This is a genomic window from Pedobacter nyackensis (assembly GCF_032678475.1).
Classification (GTDB): Bacteria; Bacteroidota; Bacteroidia; order Sphingobacteriales; family Sphingobacteriaceae; genus Pedobacter; species Pedobacter nyackensis_A.
Genome location: NZ_JAVTSF010000008.1, coordinates 136,979 through 154,384, shown reverse-complemented (window position 1 = coordinate 154,384; position 17,406 = coordinate 136,979). Strand labels below are relative to the sequence as shown.

Here is a 17,406-nt window from a genome sequence, read left to right as displayed (position 1 = left end):
TCCTCAATGAGTTTAAAGGATGAATAGTAAAATACGGATATGAACAGGTGTAAAGCTACTTCAGGGGGCAGTGGACATTTTGTCTAATAGTTACTATAAAACCGTTGGGTTTAAATAATTTTTGAAATGAACGAAAAGAACAATGTTTTGATTTTTCGATTATTATTCCGACCTTTTGCCTATTAAAGCACTCTTTTCTCTTAAAACGCTGACTGTCAAACTTACAAACTGCTAAGCTGCACAGGCAAACAATATGATTGAGGCGTAAAAATACTTACTTTTGGAACGGAAATTGAAGTAGAAGAACTAAATTAACCTATCATAATAAGTTGGATCAGAAAAAAATATACACCCATCAACTGGTTGCCGAAGTGTTGTCACAAATGCGTACCACTGAGGTTTATAGCCTGCCAGTGTACGATAAAGGCCAGTTTATTGGCCGGATAACGTATGAAGAACTGACGTCTTTTTTAAATCATAACAAAAAAACGGGCAATGTAGAAGCTCATAAATTGAATTTTGATATCGGTACCGCATTACATACTATAAAAAGAATAAATCCTGCTTACGATAAAAAGGATCAAAAGAGTAATTTGTTTAAATCGCTTGTTATCGGTTTAAGTTCTGTAGCTGCTGTTGCATTGCTTTTAATAGGTTTAACCCAGGTATTTTTTAAACAGGATGCCACAGAACCGACAACGACCAATACACTTGCTGCTGGCGATACTGAAAAAGTTGTTTTAACATTAATCAATGGGAAAAATGTTGCACTAAACGAGGCAAAGAAAGGATTGGTAGTTGCTGGTTCAAATTTGAATTATAGTGATGGCAGTAAGATTGCTGTTCAGAATGTTATAGCTGTTTCAGGAGATTCTTCTGATTATGTGAAAAGACATGGGAATGCATCGGTTCACAATAATGCTATGGTTTTGAGTGTGCCGCGTACCGGTATGTACCATGTTGTATTGCCTGATGGTAGTAAAGTTTGGCTGAACTCCGCCAGTACATTGAAATTTCCTGCAACTTTTGATGGCGCGACAAAGCGCCGTGTGGAATTAAATGGGGAAGCTTATTTTGAAATTGCAAAAGTAATGCTTAAATCGCAGGATATTGGGAACAAAGAACGGAGAATGCCATTTATAGTCGTAACTGATAAGCAGGAAATAGAAGTTTTGGGGACACATTTTAATGTGAATGCTTATCAGGATGAAAAAATTGGAAAAACTACGCTGGTTGAGGGAAGTGTTCGTGTGCGACCACTTATGATAAATGATAAAAAGTTGAGCGGATTTGATCCTTCCTCTTTAGATCCTTTAATTGTTGAAGGAGACAAAGTGTACGGGAAAGCAGTTATGCTTAAACCTAATGAAGAAGCCGTATTAAAAGGGAGGAATGTGACCGTTAATACTGTTGATGCGACTGAAGCTTTTGCCTGGAAAGATGGAGAATACATCTTTAGAAATATGCCAATGGAAAGCATCATGCGTATGGTGACCAGATGGTATAATGTGGATGTAATTTATCAGAATAAAAAAGTCCGCTCAGCGCTTTTAGGTGGTGCCATTTCGAAATCTTCGAATATAAAAGATGTTTTAAAAATGTTGGAATTAACCGCAAATGTTCACTTTAAAATAGAAGGAAAGAGAATTACTGTAATAGAATAATGTGGTTAAAAGGGGCTGGAGTTATTTTAATATTATCCTTATTTAGTATAGTCGCTTCTGCGCAGAAATTAAATTATGTACAGAAGAAAATTTCGCTGGAAAGGCTTTTTAAGGAGATAAGAAAACAAACCGGAGTTAATGTAGTATGGAACGAAAATGAACTTAACGTTAGTCAGAAGATAGATGCTGACTTTAAAAACGTTGAGCTTAAACTGGTAATGGACGATATTTCTTCGAAAATTCCCATTACCTATACTTTGCTGGGGAAAATAATTGTAGTAAAAGAACGTCCCGTTATTGGAAAGGAAGTTCAGGCTACGAAGTTACCAATTGAGGATAAAGCGGAATCAGTTAAGAATACAAAGGAATTTAACCTTAGGCAGGTTGACATTGTAAGTACAGGTTATCAGCGGATACCTAAGGAACGCACGACTGGTAGTTTTGTGTTGGTTGATAGTGCGCAGCTGAACCGGAAAGTGGGCCCCGATATTTTTACCAGGTTGGAGGGAATTACCAGTGGTTTGATGTTCAACAAAAATACCGTCGCAAGTCTTGGCGGTGGTTTAGATCTATCCATCAGAGCGAGAAGCACCATTTACGCGAATGACCAGCCATTGGTTATTTTAGATAATTTCCCTTTTTATGGCAACATTAATTCCATTAACCCTCATGATGTGGCCAGCGTTACCGTATTAAAGGATGCAGCTGCTGCATCTATTTGGGGTGTAAGGGCTGGTAATGGTGTAATTGTAATCACGACCAAAAAAGCCAAATTTAACCAGTCATTAAATGTAAGTTTCAATAGTAATTTAACGGTTGCGGCTAAGCCTGATGTCTTTTACAATCCAAATTATTTATCTTCCTCAGATTTTATTGATATCGAGACTTTTTTATTTAATAAAGGCCGGTATGATGTGGCCTTAGGGGATAAAATTAATTATCCGGCGGTTTCTCCGGTGGTGGAACTTTTAGATCGACAAAGGAAAGGGCAGTTGTCAGCAGCAGCAACGGCTGAGCAAATCGATGCGCTGCGTGGAAATGACATTAGGAATGAAGAGCTTAAGTATTATTACCGGAATCCGGTTTCTCAGCAATATTTTTTAAACCTGAGTAAAGGGACAAGCCGATCCAATCATTATCTTTCTGCGGGGTACGATCGGCAACAGTTTAGTTTTGTCAATAATGAAGAGAACCGCGTCACTATCAATACGCAACATTCGGTGAAATTGTTGAAAAACCTGGAATTAACAGCAGGTCTTTACTATGTAAGGACAAGTGGAAAGTCAGATAGTACAGTGTTAATACAGGGAGGGATTTTTCAACCTTATTTTCAATTTAAAGATGCTGATGGTAAAGCCTCAGTTTTTGAATTGGATCACAATACAGATTTTACAACAGAAGCGCTTTCCAAGGGTTTTTTAGATTGGTCTTACCGGCCTCTGGATGAATTGGGAAAATCTCCTGATATTTTGAAAAGTAATAATTTGCGTTTAGACGGAGGATTAAAGTATACGCTTGTTCCGGGATTAAGCGCCATGGTTAAGGCGCTGTATAATCGCGCTACTTTTGGTTCTGATAGTTTTGATGGAATTGAAACCTATTCGACCAGAAATTCAATTAACAGGTTTTCCATTGTAAATGGAGGGCAGGTTACTGGTTATAATGTCCCATTAGGAGGTATTCTGGTTCAGCGTAAAATGAAATATGAATCAAAAAACTTCAGGGCGCAGCTCAATTATGAAAAAGACTGGGACAAGCATGCGGTGTCTGCACTGGCGGGGTATGAGTTTTCTGAATATGATAGTCAGTCTAATCGTTATTGGAGTTATGGCCTTAACTCAGCATCAGGACAAGCAGCTGTGGTAGATACTTTAAGCGTATTTAATCTTTATCCTTCCGGAACTGGAAAGATAAGCACCCAAAATAATTTCTTTGGAAAGTTAGATAGAATCCGTTCCGCCTTCGCAAACGCATCCTACACTTATGATCGGAAATACACAGGGTCAATTAGTGCCAGGATGGACGGATCTAATTATTTTGGTGTGAAAACCAATCAAAAAGAAGTGCCGCTTTGGTCTGCAGGGGCTTTATGGCAGTTGGATAGAGAGCCTTTTTATAAGGTTAATTGGTTACCTGTTTTGAAGTTACGGGCCTCTTATGGTTATAATGGGAATCTGGATAAGACGAATACGGGCATCGCAACCATCAAAAATATAGGCTCTGCTATATATACTAACCTTCCAATTGCTACTTTACTTAGTGTTGGGAATCCGCAATTGCGGTGGGAGAAAATAGCGATAGCGAATTTTGGTGTTGATTTCGGCTTTAAAGATCAGGTAGTTTCTGGCAGGTTTGAGTATTATTTTAAAAGAGGGACTGATATGTTAGGTGATAAAACTTTTCCGGCTAGTTCAGGGGTAATGTTCTTAAGAGGGAACTACTCAAAAATGGAGGGTAGTGGTATTGATCTTACGCTAACAGCGCAGAACTTAAAAGGCAAAGTTAAGTGGCAAACGAACTTTTTACTTTCAGCGATGCAGGATAGAATTACACTGTATGATGTTGTTGAACGAGATAATACCTACTATGTAGGAGAATCTAGTCTAAGGCCTGTAGTGGGTAAGCCCGTTAATGGCATCTACAGTTACAAATGGGCCGGATTAGATCCTTTGACAGGTGACCCCCGTGGTTATTTACAGGGAGAAATTAGTACAGAATATAGCCGAATTATAGCAGAAACAAAATTGGATGAACTGGAGTACCATGGGGCTGCCCGTCCTACTGTATTCGGAGGATTAAATAATACCATTTCTTATCGCAGATTTACTTTAGGTTTTAACATCAGCTATAAATTGGGCTATTATTTCAAGAAACCCACGGTAAATTATTCCAATATGTATCAATCGCTTTTAACTAATGCCATGAATGGTGATTTTACGCAACGCTGGCAAAAAAGTGGTGATGAAAAAATAACCAATATACCTTCAATGAGTAAATATGAAGACGGTACAGCAAGAGATAGGTTTTATTACGATTCCTCTGTAAGGGTTACAAGGGGTGATCACATCAGGTTGCAGGATATCAGTTTCAGTTTTGATCTGGATCGTTCCAATTGGAAGAATATCCCGATGAAACATATGCAATTGTATGCTTATGTTAATAATTTGGGTATAATTTGGAAGGCTAATGATTTTGGATTAGATCCGGATGTTGTTCCCTATACAGGCGACCGTTTATTTTACCCATTACCGATAAGTTTTTCTGTAGGAATTAAGACAGGGTTTTAACAGGGAGTGTTTATGAAGATAATTGGAAAATTGAGGTATTTATACATTGTAAGTCTACTGCTGACCTTCCAGTCATGTAGTAAAGACTGGTTGGAGGCTAAACCCGACAAGAGTTTGATTGTTGCCGGTAGTATAAAAGATTATCAGGCTCTTCTTGATAACTCTGTATTATTTAATACCTTTCAGGCTGTTGGTTTAGGGGAAATAGCTGCCGGGGATTTTTACATTACGCCCTCGGCATGGGATGCCTTATTTAATGTTCAGGAAAGATCGGCATATATATGGGAAGAGACTGCTAATTTTTATAAAGGAGAACGTAGCCTTGATTGGGAAAATGGTTATAAGCGTATCCTAAATGCTAATATTATTCTGGAAGGGATTGAAAAAGTAAAACCTGCTGGAAATGAACAACAGGAATGGAATAATGTTAAAGGGAGTGCTTTATTCTTCCGTGCCTTTGATTTTTATAACCTTGCGCAGGAATATTGCATGGTTTATCGGCCAGGTACGGGGATTAAGGATTTGGGATTGCCTTTGCGACTGGAATCTGATGTAAATGTAAACATGAAGCGAAGTAACCTTCAGCGAACGTATGACCAGATCATTGCAGATTTGAAAATAGCAGCAGGTTTGTTAGGTACCAGGCCATTGTATAAAACAAGACCATCTAAAGAGGCTGTATATGCTTTAATGTCCAGAACTTTTCTTTCAATGGAAAATTATGACGAAGCTGAGGTATATGCAAATCTGGCTTTGCAAATCCAATCTGATCTGATGGATTATGCTAAGATAAACAATGTAGGCACCTATCCCATTTCAAGATTCAATAGTGAGGTAATTTTTCACAGTACTTTTAGTTATGGCATATTCATCACCTCTAGACAGACTGTGGTTTCTGCTTTATATGCAGATTATGCGCCTTTGGATTGTCGGAAGTCGTTATTTTTTACAACGAATGCAAATGGTATGACCTTTAGAGGTAACTATACAGGAGATCGAAACTTATTTGCTGGATTGGCCACTGATGAATTGTATCTGATTCGTGCAGAGTGTAATGCAAGAAAGGATAAAACATCGCTTGCTTTAGCTGATCTGAATCTTCTACGGCGAAATCGCTGGAAAGGGAATTATCAGGATTTAGAGAGTATTGATCCAGAGGTCGTACTGGGATATGTATTAAAGGAGCGTAGAAAAGAGCTTCTGTTTAGAGGGCTTCGCTGGTCTGATTTGCGAAGGCTAAACAGGGACAATAGATTTGCTGTCACTTTAAACAGGACTTTGAATGCTAATACTTATACTTTGCAACCAAATGATGGAAGGTATGTTTTTCCTATTGACGAAGAAGAACTTCGCTTAAGTGAAATTGAGCAAAACCCACGCTAGGTAGAATGGGAGGTTGCCTCGCTAAGGCAACCTCTTTATTTTTATTCAAAATGACCAGATGTAACAGTGCCTGACTGGAAGGTAACACCTGTGGTTGGCAGACTCTGTCCATCAGTGCTTGGGGCCGGATTACTCCCTAATTCCCAATTTGCAGTACATAGAGTCCCACCGGGGAGGCACATATCTTCGGAATAATATTTGTAGCCCCTGGGATCATTAGGTGAAGGATAGGTCATGTCTGTCTTATAATAGGTAAAAACAGATTGTGTTTTTATCGAATAAAGACCGGCCCCTAAAGCAAGCACAGCCGCGAGAACGCCAATTGCTCCTTTTTTGATGTTGTTCATTTTATATATTAATTAATTGATTGAGGCTGTTGATGTATTTATTTTTTTCGGCTTATAATAAGGCCAAAAATTGCCAGCGTCACAAAAGCTACGTTAAACCAGATATGTTGCTGCCAGGTCATGGCGCTGATTACACCTCCACAATGACAAGGTAATTTGCTTCCGGAAAGAACCATGTAAATCAGGTAAAGGGTAAATGTGGTCATTAGTAAAAACGAAGCTTGTAGGCCCGCTTTTCTGGCGGATGGAATAATCAGTATAATACTGATGACAATTTCAATGATCGGAATTGCCCAGGCTATGATCATATGGTAACCAGCGATTAATGGGGATTTGGCCAATGTGGAAGTAAAAGACTTTATGGTTAGCAGTTTATCCGTTGCGGTATACATAAAAAGTATAATGAACGAATAAGTTATGATGTCAACTATAATTTCGCGTGTTTTGGCGGACGGACGAAAGGCCCTCTGTTTGTTTATTGTGGTTTCCATGACGTCCTTTATTGTATTTCCCTAAAAGTAAAACTGTGGTAAACTTGCCTATAACAAAATAGAAAGTCTTGCTAAGATACTTAAAAAGTTAATTCAGCCAAAGAAAGGGGGGATTAATAGAAGTGTTTTCTTAAATCCGCAATGGAAAGTATTCTTGAGCAAAAGATTTTATAAAAGTTTTGATAGCTTTTTAATAAAGTTATATTTGAACTTTAGTACCGAAACAAATTAAACCATGCAAATTAAATCATTTGAAGAGTATCAAAAAACATATCAGTATAGTGTAGATTACCCCGAGCAATTTTGGGAAGGCATTGCCAATAATTTCCAATGGAAGAAGAAATGGAACAATGTTTTGTCCTGGAATTTTTCTGAACCAAATATTAAATGGTTTGAGGGAGCAAAGCTAAACATTACTGAGAACTGTTTGGATAGGCATTTAGCAGAGAATGGAGATAAACCGGCCATTATCTGGGAACCAAATGACCCGCAAAAAGAAAGTATTACATTAAGTTATAAAATATTACACGAACAGGTTTGCCGATTTGGTAACGTGTTAAAAAAGAACGGGGTAAAAAAGGGGGATAGGGTGTGTATTTACATGCCTATGGTACCTGAACTTGCTGTAGCTGTACTGGCATGTGCCCGTATTGGTGCTGTACACTCTGTTGTATTTGGCGGTTTTTCGGCTAAATCAATTGCTGATCGTATTAATGATGCAGAATGTAAAGTGGTTATCACTGCCGATGGTGCATTTAGAGGTAATAAACAAATACAATTAAAAGAAGTTATTGATGATGCCCTGATTGGTTGCCCGACAGTAGAACGTGTAATTGTTTTAACGCATACGCGTATGGCCGTATCCATGTTGAAAGGCAGGGATGTATGGTGGGAAGATGAAATTAAATTGGTAGATACCAATTGTCCTGCTGAAGAAATGGATGCAGAAGATCTATTGTTCATTTTATATACATCAGGGTCGACAGGCAAGCCTAAAGGTGTGGTACATACCATTGGTGGATATATGGTTTATGCCGGATATACTTTCTCCAATGTATTTAATTACCAGCCGGATGAGGTATTCTTCTGTACAGCTGATATCGGCTGGATCACAGGTCACTCTTATATTGTATATGGACCTTTGTCTCAGGGGGCAACAACATTAATGTTTGAAGGTATTCCAACTTTTCCAGATGCATCAAGAATGTGGCAGGTGGTAGAAAAACATAAAGTAAACATTCTATATACTGCACCTACTGCTATCCGTTCTCTAATGAGCTTTGGAGAGCAACCTCTTGAAGGGATCGATTTGAGCTCCTTAAGGGTTTTAGGTTCGGTAGGTGAGCCAATAAATGAAGAAGCCTGGCATTGGTTTGATGAGAATATTGGAAAAAGTAAATGCCCAATAGTAGATACCTGGTGGCAGACAGAAACGGGAGGTATTATGATCTCGCCAATTGCTTATGTTACACCGACAAAACCAAGCTTTGCCACACTACCATTACCAGGTATACAGCCGATTCTGGTAGATGAACAAGGTGTAGAGATTGAAGGTAATGGTGTAAACGGGAATCTCTGCATCAAATTCCCATGGCCAGGAATGTTACGTACCACTTATGGTGATCATGAGCGGTGCAAACTAACTTATTTCTCGACTTATAAAGACCTTTATTTTACTGGTGACGGTTGCTTAAGAGACGAGGATGGTTATTACAGAATAACCGGAAGGGTAGATGACGTGATTAATGTATCTGGGCATAGAATTGGTACCGCTGAAGTGGAAAATGCAATTAATATGCATGCTGGTGTGGTAGAAAGTGCTGTTGTTGGCTATCCACATGACGTAAAGGGCCAGGGTATTTATGCTTTCGTAATTAATCCTAATGTACATAGTGATGAGGATCTTACGCGTAGGGATATTCTGCAGACGGTAACCCGTGTGATTGGTGCAATTGCTAAACCAGATAAAATATTATTTGTATCGGGCTTGCCTAAAACACGTTCAGGAAAAATTATGCGCCGTATACTGCGTAAAATTGCTGAGGGTGAAACGCAACAAATCGGTGATGTGTCGACTTTACTTGATCCTGCAGTAGTGACAGAGATCATCGAAAAAGCTGAACAGCTAAAGTAAATATCAAATCATACCTACTAAAGGATATCTCAATCTTTTAGTAGGTATTTAAGTATCTGTGTTTACCGATACAAATGCATGCCGGTTTACCGGCAAACCATACTATTTCCCTTTTACTTCAAATGTATAGTCGCTATACAATACCTCTCGCTCACTTATTCCTTGTACAATAACTTTGAATTTGCCGGTAATATCGCTGGTGTAAAATGTAAACTCTTTATTTTCATTGTTTAGTAACGTTCCATAGTTCCAGTAAATGGTAGATGGAAATGCAGGTTCGAGAGGCTCAGCATAGTCATTGATGTAAAATTCCTTTTTAGTATAGATTCCATCCATCATGATCATTCCCGGACTAATGTCAGGCTCGGTGCAGGCTTGGTAAACTACCATGCCTCCGTTACTATGATACAACTTTCCAGGTATGGGCTGTGTATTCTCAAAATCTCCAAAATGATTTATACAGTTTAGGATGTTGTAACGACAGACATAGTCACCACATCTGTTTGATCCCGATAATCTGCTTCTTATTTCAGGACGATTGCCAGATGTAATGTTTACTTCCTTTAATTGAAAAGCACTTTCATTGCTTTTTATCGAAAGAACCCTATTGTTTTGAATAGCTGAGGGAACCGACCGGAAGTTCGGTGCAAATACTTTTAGATAGCTTTTATTTAGGTTTAAATAGGGATCGTTGATTTGAAGACGATATTTCTCTTTGTCTTTATCGTTAACGAATACAAATATGGATTTTTCTTTATCGAGAACCAGATCATTGACTGGAAATTCAAATTTTCCAAAATTATCTGTAGTATATATCGCGAAGCCATTTGATTTTAATAGTCCAATCTGCACCGGCTCAACTATCGGTTTTTTCTTACCTGTGACTTGAATTGTTAAATTCGTATTGTTAAGACTTTTTATCGTATCAGTAGCGGTTGTTTTAAGAAAATCAGTCCAGGTATATCTGCTCCAACCCTTTATGAGTAATATATCTTCCATGTATACCGGATCCTCATATCCCCGGATATTGTTGTAAGGGGGGAGGTTATTGAGCTCACTGGTTAAATAAGTGTAACTCTCGATGTCTGAATTGAGTTTTGATGACAGTCGGGCATCCTGAATACATGCAATAGATACGAAACCCAGGCTATCCCGCTCATTTAATTTTATTTTTAAGGTTACTTTTTCTCTTTGTCCATATAGCTTTTGATCGGTATTTATTGTGATTTTTTGATCCGGATCATAATGAGCAAAAAACATACGGTCAGTTAAAGGGCGGCCTACGCTATCGGATATAGTTATCGTATGAAGCCCTTTAGGGACAGTTTCCAGTGGAATTTTCAATCGAAGGTCTGTACCTGTTAAAATGGTTTCGTTATAAATGAAAGTTTCTCGGAAGTTGTGTACCCTGATGAAGATAGGTCCTTTTTCTTTTGTTTTCAACTGGACCGATAATGTGTCTTTTACCAGGGCTTTAGGCACATAAATCCCCAAGCCACTGTTTAAAGCGAGGGGTAAATTGTAGGTGCTGTCGGTAAAGTTAGTGTGAAGTAATTTAACTTTATAAGTACTTCCCATTTCAGGGATGAGGAAAAAACTGCCGATTCCATTACTGTTTGTTTCAATGGTGTCTATAACCTGATCATTTTTATAGAGTTGTGCTTTAAGTGCTACAACTGCAAGTTGCTGGTCTCTGGCTTCCCAGCCTATTCGTCCCAGGTTTCCATTGATCAGATTTCCTCCCTCAGGATAAAAATGTACCTGGGCTCGTTGTTTGGTAACCGGTAAAGCAAGGTTTAAAAAACTGCTGTCTTTTCTATATATTAATTTGAGATACAGGTTTGGATCCCTTAGGTTTACTTGTTCATCAATTTTTAAGATTAGTTCACCTGAAGTATTAGTTGCCGCTTTCTTGTTAAGGTTTCCGTAACGATAGGTTACATTAACGGGGCCAGGTAAAAAACGTGCATCAGGAGTGGTGGCGCTCAGTAATACATGACTGGGCTTTTTTCCTGCAATTCCTGGTTCCAGTATTTTAACATTGGCATTAAAGGCAAGACTGGTATTTGTTTTTATAAGGATAGGTTGTATAAAACTAACATCAGGTAGGCCCTGGGTTACCCTATTGGTGCTGGCCATGAAATGATAGTTTCCGGCAAGCAAAGAGTCCGGGAGCGTCATACTGCCGTAGGCCAGGCTATTGCTCATGATGAATTTCTGTTGTTTAATAATTGTACTGTCGGCATCTCTGATGAGTGCTACAGACAAAATATTGTGTTTTGCGCTGTTTTCTTCCAGTTCGTTTAATAAATATCCGGTAAACCATACTGATTCATTGTTGGTGTAAATGTTTTTGTCGAAATGAACAAAAAGCATTGCTGACGATTTGGCGAGCCTATTTAAATAAAACTGTTTCTCTAGTGGATCTGTAAGTAGATGTGGTCTCTGCTGTCCGGATACAAGCTGGTTAAACAATAGTAAAACGCTAATGAAGAGTTGAGTCCGGTAATTCATCTAATAAAGTTAGGCTTCCAATTTTGATTCCGCAATTTTCGTTTAGTAAATAATTTGGGGAGTCGGTTGTTATTGAAGTAAATAGCATAAAAAAAGCGACTACAAATTTGTAGTCGCTTTTTTTATGCTATTTATTATACTTAGTAACCAAAAATCTGTTCTAGTGTTAATTTGGTAACTGCACCAAATTTCTGCATGTCTTCGGTTTTTACATTCTTTTCAGAAGCAACAATACAATAGTTGTAAGTTTTGTTCGCAACTTTTTGCTCATGGAATGTTTTAATATCAGCAAAAGTTAATGGTTTTAATCCCAGGTATTCGTCGATTCTTGAATCGCGGTCGAAACCCAGCTTCTGATCTGAAAAATAAGCACCAATAATGTCACCTTTCGTGATTCTGGTTGTCTCAATTGCGTTTAATGCGTTCGCTTTTGATACCTCAAAAGATTTATCAGCTCTTGGAAGTTCATTTAATAATTCATTCATTCCAACTACAGCATCATTCATTTTATCGGCCTGGCTACCAACATATGCCACCATTGCATATTCTTTGTCCTTTCTATCTGGTGAGGAGAAAACCGCAAATGTAGAATAGGCAAGGGCTTTAGATTCTCTAATCGTTTGAAATACAATGGATCCCATACCGCCACCGAAATAACTGTTGAACAAGTTTATTTTTGAAGCTAGTGCAGGGTCGTAAGTTCCACTATTGCGCAACCACCTTACTTCAGATTGTACCATGTCATAATCCGCAAAAAATACCTGGTTTGTATTGGTGCTGGTATAGCTGAATTTTTTAGCAGGAGCTTCTGGCGTAAATTCTTTTGGTAATTTATGAAGTTTGCCAATGTCTGCTGTAAAAGTACTTAACGTTTTAGGACCAAAATAAGCAATGGTATGTTTGTAATTTCCTATGTTGTGAATCAAATCTAATAACTGTTCTGAAGTAATGTTTTTAACGGCCTCATTACTTAAGGTGTAGTTAAATGGATTGTTCGCACCATATTGTGCATAGGTAGTTAAACCACTTAATATAGTGGATTTGTTTAGCTTGTTGTTTTCTCTTCCTTTTAGGATTCGGTTTTTAAGCTCAACTAAAGCCTGTTCATTAGGTTTACAGTTTGCAAAAATATGCTCTACAAGGCTTACGGCTTTATCAAAATTTTCCTGTAGTCCGCTAACAGTGATGGCTGCCGTTTCGTTTCCAACACTAAAGCTATAATTACAGGCAATGTTGTAAAACTGTTTGTTGATGTCTTCTGCGCTGTATTTATCTGTACTTAAAAAAGTAAGGTATTGAGCTGCATAAGGTAGCAACTGATAGTTCCAGGCCCCCAGGTCAAACTTATAAGTCAGACTAAAAATACTATTGTCTTTATTTTGAACAGTAATGATTTCTGCAATACCTTCTTTACCGAAACTAAGGTCTTTTTTGTAGTCTAAAAATTTAGGCGCAATTGGTTTTACCGGCATTGCATATAAGTTTTTTGCAAAGGTAGAGGTTTCAGAAGCGTTGGTGTTTACCGGCGTAATTGCAGGTTTTTCAACTTTTGCGATGCTCTTGTCTTCGCCTTTATGCTTATAAGTTACCACATAATTATCCTTAAAGAACTGATTAGCAAAATCAATAATTTGTTTTTTGGTTACTTTTGCCATTGCATCAGGTGTGTTTAGACTCTTGTTCCAGTTTACACCACGATTTAAAATGAACTCATTGGTAATTGCTTCAACACGGAAACTGTTTTTTTCAAATGCTTCTAGTAAACCTAATTTGCTGTTGGCAACAGTGGCTTTAATCAGGCTTTCATCAAAATTACCTTTTTTAAGGATACTGATTTGATCTAGTAATAATTGTTGTGCCTGTTCCAGTGTCTGACCTTGTTTAGGTTGCGCATACAAATAAAAGATTCCATAATCTTTCATTTGTTGATAACCGGTTCCAGCTGCCTGTACTTTTTGTTGTTGTTTCAAGTTGATGTCTATTAAACCCGCTTTTCCATTTGATAAAATGCTGGATATAAGGTCAAGTAACATGCTTTGAGTTGTGCTTTCTGCATAACCTCTGTATGAAATCTTTACACTCTCTGCGCTTGGTCCGTAAACATCAATTTTCTGAATTGATGTCAATGGTTTTTCTGGTGCCGGATTGTAAAGTTCAAAAGGTTTTGGCTTCATGTAGGCAAATGATTGATCAACTTTTTTAATCAGTTCATCCGGATTAAAGTCGCCGGCAAAAGCCAGGATCATATTATTTGGTACATAATACTTGTTGTAATATTTTCTGATCTCAACCAGTGAAGGATTTTTTAAATGATCGATGGTGCCGATGGTAGTTTGCTGACCATAGTTGTGTGTAGGAAAAAGTTTTTCAGATGTTTTTTCTTCCACTTTCCAGGTGTCATTATCTAAGCCTCGGTTCTTTTCCTCATAAACAGCTTCGAGCTCTGTATGAAAAATACGAAAAACAGGGCTGCGGAATCTTTCTGCTTGTAGCGCCAGGAATTGATCTGTAGCATTTGAAGGGAAATCTTCTTTATACACAGTTTCTTCATACCAGGTATGTGCATTGGTCGACTGTCCACCTATCGATTTCATCATTTTATCATACTCATTGGCAATAGAGTAGTTGGATGCTTCTCCTGATGTTTTGTCTATTTCAGCATAAATCGCTTTGCGTTTTTCAGGATCAGTAGTTCCCCGGTATTGCTCGTAAAGTGCAGATATTTTATCCAGCAATGGTTTTTCCTTAGCATAATCCAATGTGCCGAATTTTTCTGTTCCTTTAAACAACATATGTTCAAGGTAATGTGCCAGACCTGTTGCATTTTTCGGATCAGTATTACTACCTGCTCTTACAGCCAGACGAAATTCAATAATTGGTTCTTTCGTATTTGGTGATAACACTACGGTGAGACCATTTTTTAAGGTGTAAAAACGAGCTTTTGTCGGATCGTTGGTTACATACTTGTAAGTATATCCACCGGATGAGGCTGTTTTCCACTGATAAGTAGATTGGGCCATTAAGCTTGAACCGGATATAAGGAATCCGATCAGCAGCAATAGTTTGTTCTTCATGTAGAATTAATTAGTTAGTTTTTAATATTGCCATAGTCGTGAGATGGCTAATGTATTGACATCTTTCTGACTAATAAGTTACAGTTACTTATGATGAGTAACTATAATTGACCGTCAAATATAAGTTGATTGCTTAAGTTTTATAAATGAATTCTTGTACTTTTACTGCTACAAATGCCATAGGAGGTAATTGTTCTTAAAACAGGTGATTTTGGCATATTGATTTTGCTAATCAGACTACAAATTCACCCGTTGTGGTATAAAATAAGAAGTACATGAAGAATCAAAACACAAGACCCAATATTTTAGTAGTGAATGATGATGGAATTACAGCACCAGGTATTAAAAACCTGCTGGAAGTAATGATGGAGATAGGTAATGTGGTAGTTGTTGCTCCAGATGGCCCTCAGTCTGGTATGGGGCACGCCATCACAATTGGTAAGCCTTTGCGTTTTGATCGTGTAGACTTATATCCAGGTGTTGAAATGTACAAATGCTCGGGAACTCCGGTCGATTGTGTTAAACTTGCTGTTAACAAAATTTTTAAAGGGAAAAAGCCGGATTTGTGTGTGTCTGGGATTAACCATGGTTTAAATAACTCTATCAATGTGATTTACTCCGGTACCATGTCAGCGGCAGTTGAAGGTGCAATAGAAAATATTCCTTCCATTGGGTTTTCATTGGATGATTTTTCTCATCAGGCCGATTTTAGCCATTGTAAGAAATACATTAAAGTGATTTCTGAACAAGTATTGGAAAATGGACTGCCGCAGGCAACATTACTGAATGTGAACTTCCCAAAAGGTGATAACCTGAAGGGTATAAAGATTTGCAGGCAAGCCAATGCCAAATGGGCTGAAGAGTTTGATGAACGTAAGGATCCGTACGAGCGTCCATATTACTGGCTTACGGGGGTTTTTCAGAACTACGACAAAGGTGAGGATACCGATGTATGGGCTTTGGAACATGGATTTGTATCTGTAGTTCCTGTTCAGTTTGACCTTACTGCTCATCATGCTATCCCGGTGCTGAACAGTTGGACTTTTGATGTGCCAGGGGTAGTTTCGCCAATAATAGAGGAAGGTAAAAGAACGGCGGCTCCAGATGGACCTTCACTTGGCTAATCAGGATGGAAAGAAATCGATTAACGGAGATCAAGAACTCTGTGTTCATAGGATTGGGTATTGGTGTATTTGTTCCCGGTGTTTTGCTTTCAGTAGTATGGTATTTAATGCATCGGTTTGCATTTTTAGCAAAAGCTGATCTATTGCTGATCGGATGCATCGCTGTAAATGCTGTGTTTATGCACTACTTTTTTAAGCTAAATAAAGATAATATTGGAAGAGGTATTATCAGTGCCACTTTTTTGTGGGCCTTTGCATTCTTTTTTTATAAAATAAAGCAATAATGAAGTATTATTTGGTTGCAGGAGAAGCATCTGGAGATTTGCATGGTGCTAATTTAATGAAAGCATTAAAAGTAGAAGATCAAAATGCTGAATTTAGGTATTACGGCGGCGATAAAATGCAAAGTCAGGGTGGTATATTAGATAAGCACTATTCTGAGATGGCCTTTATGGGATTTACAGAGGTATTGTTAAATCTGAGGACCATTCTTAAAAATATGAAGGCTTGTAAGGCTGCAGTACTGGCTTATCAACCAGATGTACTGATTCTTATTGATTTCCCCGGTTTTAACCTGAAGATTGCGGAGTTTGCAAAAGCAAATGGTATTAAAGTTTGTTACTATATCTCGCCGAAGGTGTGGGCGTGGAACCAGAAAAGAGTACTTAAGATAAAACGGATCGTTGACAAAATGTTCTGTATTTTACCTTTTGAAGTAGACTTTTATAAAGAATGGGGCATGGCCGTAGATTACGTAGGTAATCCGTTGCTAGACGAAATTGCACAATTTACATCGGATTTAGATTTTCGTACAAAATACAATTTACAAAAGGAAGTTGTTGCCTTGCTGCCAGGTAGTCGTAAGCAGGAAATTGAGCGTTTATTACCCGATATGTTGAGTGTTACCACTAATTTTCCTGATTACCATTTTGTAGTAGCTGCAGCACCGAGTTTTGATGAAAGTTATTACCGGCAATTTATCAAGACTGATAATGTTACCCTGGTATTTGCACAGACTTATAATCTGCTCACAATAGCAAAAGCTGCAATTGTGGCTTCTGGTACTGCAACGCTGGAAACCGCTTTGTTTCATGTGCCCCAGGTAGTGGTGTATCGTGGTGGAGCTATTTCTGTAGCCATCGCAAGAGCATTGGTGAAAATCAGGTTTATATCACTGGTTAATTTAATTATGGATAGGAAAGTTGTGACTGAGCTTATTCAAAACGATTGCAATACCGGGAACATCACCCAGGAATTAAGTCATGTTTTAAGTGGCGAGGGAAGAACTCAGATGATGAACGACTACAAAGAATTGTCAGGTAAAATGGGAACGGCCGGAGCCTCTGAACGAACTGCTAAGCTTATCCAGTCCTATCTGAAAAATTAAA

General features: G+C 38.2%; 11 protein-coding genes. 7 read left to right on the top strand and 4 right to left on the bottom strand.

The annotated features are described in order from the left end of the window. Positions 1–329 precede the first annotated feature (329 nt). Genes R2Q84_RS22235 through R2Q84_RS22225 form a run of 3 tightly spaced genes read left to right on the top strand, consistent with a single transcriptional unit; the run spans position 330 to position 6,334 of the window. Positions 330–1,664 (top strand): FecR family protein, encoded by a 1,335-nt coding sequence (locus R2Q84_RS22235; RefSeq protein ID WP_316818803.1) that lies wholly within the window; start codon positions 330–332, stop codon positions 1,662–1,664. Then, a complete protein-coding gene (locus R2Q84_RS22230) occupies positions 1,664–4,951 on the top strand; it encodes a SusC/RagA family TonB-linked outer membrane protein (RefSeq protein ID WP_316818802.1) in 3,288 nt (1,095 codons plus the stop codon). The genes R2Q84_RS22235 and R2Q84_RS22230 overlap by 1 nt, the downstream gene beginning before the upstream one ends. Before the next feature lie 12 nt (positions 4,952–4,963). After that, positions 4,964–6,334, top strand: coding sequence for a RagB/SusD family nutrient uptake outer membrane protein (locus R2Q84_RS22225; RefSeq protein WP_316818801.1), 1,371 nt, complete (start codon positions 4,964–4,966; stop codon positions 6,332–6,334). Between the two features lie 41 nt (positions 6,335–6,375). Here R2Q84_RS22225 and R2Q84_RS22220 read toward each other — a convergent pair whose 3' ends face one another. Then, a complete protein-coding gene (locus R2Q84_RS22220; protein ID WP_316818800.1) occupies positions 6,376–6,681 on the bottom strand; it encodes a hypothetical protein in 306 nt (101 codons plus the stop codon). A 38-nt stretch (positions 6,682–6,719) separates the two neighbouring features. Next, positions 6,720–7,172 (bottom strand): MauE/DoxX family redox-associated membrane protein, encoded by a 453-nt coding sequence (locus tag R2Q84_RS22215; protein ID WP_316818799.1) that lies wholly within the window; start codon positions 7,170–7,172, stop codon positions 6,720–6,722. 235 nt (positions 7,173–7,407) lie between these two features. Here R2Q84_RS22215 and acs point away from each other — a divergent pair, with 235 nt between their 5' ends. Then, positions 7,408–9,306, top strand: a complete 1,899-nt coding sequence (acs, locus tag R2Q84_RS22210; RefSeq protein WP_316818798.1) for an acetate--CoA ligase — start codon at positions 7,408–7,410, stop codon at positions 9,304–9,306. A gap of 102 nt (positions 9,307–9,408) precedes the next feature. Here acs and R2Q84_RS22205 read toward each other — a convergent pair whose 3' ends face one another. Further along, positions 9,409–11,820, bottom strand: a complete 2,412-nt coding sequence (locus R2Q84_RS22205) for a hypothetical protein (RefSeq protein ID WP_316818797.1) — start codon at positions 11,818–11,820, stop codon at positions 9,409–9,411. A 140-nt stretch (positions 11,821–11,960) separates the two neighbouring features. After that, positions 11,961–14,894: a M16 family metallopeptidase gene (locus tag R2Q84_RS22200; protein WP_316818796.1), complete on the bottom strand. Its 2,934-nt coding sequence runs from the start codon at positions 14,892–14,894 to the stop codon at positions 11,961–11,963. A 275-nt stretch (positions 14,895–15,169) separates the two neighbouring features. Between R2Q84_RS22200 and surE the strand changes: the two genes are divergently transcribed. The 3 genes from surE to lpxB are packed head-to-tail and all read left to right on the top strand — an operon-like array spanning position 15,170 to position 17,405. After that, on the top strand, positions 15,170–16,018 hold the full coding sequence (surE, locus tag R2Q84_RS22195; protein ID WP_316818795.1) for a 5'/3'-nucleotidase SurE: 849 nt from the start codon (positions 15,170–15,172) through the stop codon (positions 16,016–16,018). A 5-nt stretch (positions 16,019–16,023) separates the two neighbouring features. Continuing rightward, on the top strand, positions 16,024–16,302 hold the full coding sequence (locus R2Q84_RS22190) for a stationary phase survival protein SurE (RefSeq protein ID WP_316818794.1): 279 nt from the start codon (positions 16,024–16,026) through the stop codon (positions 16,300–16,302). Continuing rightward, a complete protein-coding gene (lpxB, locus tag R2Q84_RS22185; protein WP_316818793.1) occupies positions 16,302–17,405 on the top strand; it encodes a lipid-A-disaccharide synthase in 1,104 nt (367 codons plus the stop codon). The genes R2Q84_RS22190 and lpxB overlap by 1 nt, the downstream gene beginning before the upstream one ends. The last annotated feature ends 1 nt before the right edge of the window (position 17,406 follow it).

Bases quoted from the DNA above. Each gene is read 5' to 3' on its own strand.
- R2Q84_RS22230 (WP_316818802.1), top strand. From the start codon at position 1,664: ATGTGGTTAAAAGGGGCTGGAGTTATTTTAATATTATCCTTATTTAGT.
- R2Q84_RS22225 (WP_316818801.1), top strand. From the start codon at position 4,964: ATGAAGATAATTGGAAAATTGAGGTATTTATACATTGTAAGTCTACTG.
- R2Q84_RS22220 (WP_316818800.1), bottom strand. From the start codon at position 6,681: ATGAACAACATCAAAAAAGGAGCAATTGGCGTTCTCGCGGCTGTGCTT.
- R2Q84_RS22215 (WP_316818799.1), bottom strand. From the start codon at position 7,172: ATGGAAACCACAATAAACAAACAGAGGGCCTTTCGTCCGTCCGCCAAA.
- acs (WP_316818798.1), top strand. From the start codon at position 7,408: ATGCAAATTAAATCATTTGAAGAGTATCAAAAAACATATCAGTATAGT.
- R2Q84_RS22205 (WP_316818797.1), bottom strand. From the start codon at position 11,820: ATGAATTACCGGACTCAACTCTTCATTAGCGTTTTACTATTGTTTAAC.
- R2Q84_RS22200 (WP_316818796.1), bottom strand. From the start codon at position 14,894: ATGAAGAACAAACTATTGCTGCTGATCGGATTCCTTATATCCGGTTCA.
- surE (WP_316818795.1), top strand. From the start codon at position 15,170: ATGAAGAATCAAAACACAAGACCCAATATTTTAGTAGTGAATGATGAT.
- R2Q84_RS22190 (WP_316818794.1), top strand. From the start codon at position 16,024: ATGGAAAGAAATCGATTAACGGAGATCAAGAACTCTGTGTTCATAGGA.
- lpxB (WP_316818793.1), top strand. From the start codon at position 16,302: ATGAAGTATTATTTGGTTGCAGGAGAAGCATCTGGAGATTTGCATGGT.